The organism is Elstera litoralis, from assembly GCF_000963705.1.
In the GTDB taxonomy this organism is placed as follows: Bacteria; Pseudomonadota; Alphaproteobacteria; order Elsterales; family Elsteraceae; genus Elstera; species Elstera litoralis.
The window spans coordinates 1-753 of the sequence record NZ_LAJY01000830.1 but is presented as its reverse complement, the minus strand read 5'-3'; the positions used below and the strand labels follow the sequence as shown (position 1 = coordinate 753).

The window sequence follows — 753 nt, the reverse complement described above, 5'->3', positions numbered from 1 at the left end:
GCCGGATCATGGACCCGAAGCGCGCCGCAAAATACGCTCGATSCWCWAAGCTCTGTTCTTGAGAATCCCCGAAAACGCCGCGCTGAGCCCACAGGGGCCGAATCTCCGCAGGGGGGCGTTGTAAGTTTTACTAGGAAGTTTCTGAAGTTTACGCTATTCTGTTCGGCGTAGATTTCAGGGAAGGGCTGCGACTTGACCGGCGTCGAGCATCACAGCATCACAGGCACCATCAAGGAAATTCGGGCTCGCATCGGCTCGGATGGAAAAGATGTCGTCGAAATTTTCCTTAAAACCTCGGCAGGCGAGCATCGTGCCATCGCCCACGCCAATCAAGCTTCGGCGGCCATTAATCTCAAAGAAAAGATGGAAAAGCTCGCCACCTCCAACGGGGTCGGGTCGATTGGCGAGCTTGGCGTCAATCTTGTCGTCGATGGGCTGGTAAAAGACCCAAGTACGACCACGATTACGGCGCTCAGATTGGCCTCTTAAGGCCTTTATTTCGATATCGATATGAAAAAAGCGGACCAATCCAGAGATTGATCCGCTTAAGATCGGGGCAGGGAGTGAAATCCCATTCGCGAAAGGCCCCGAACCCGTCGAAACGGCGGCAAACCCGCGCGCTCCGATAGTCTGGCTACATCTGGATCGGGGCTTGAACGCCCAAACCGCTCCCCAGATTGTGATTATGGCGTCGGTCCCACAGATAGGACTCGGTAATCACGGTATCGACGTCGTCGCCAGTTTCTTGGTCCA

At 54.9% G+C, this 753-nt stretch carries 1 protein-coding gene; it reads left to right on the top strand.

The genetic code is table 11. The features are described 5' to 3' along the window. Positions 1 to 192: 192 nt before the first annotated feature. Positions 193 to 489 carry a hypothetical protein gene (locus VZ95_RS20045; protein ID WP_045774294.1) on the top strand — a complete coding sequence of 99 codons (297 nt, stop codon included), beginning with the start codon at positions 193 to 195 and terminating at the stop codon, positions 487 to 489. Positions 490 to 753 lie beyond the last annotated feature (264 nt).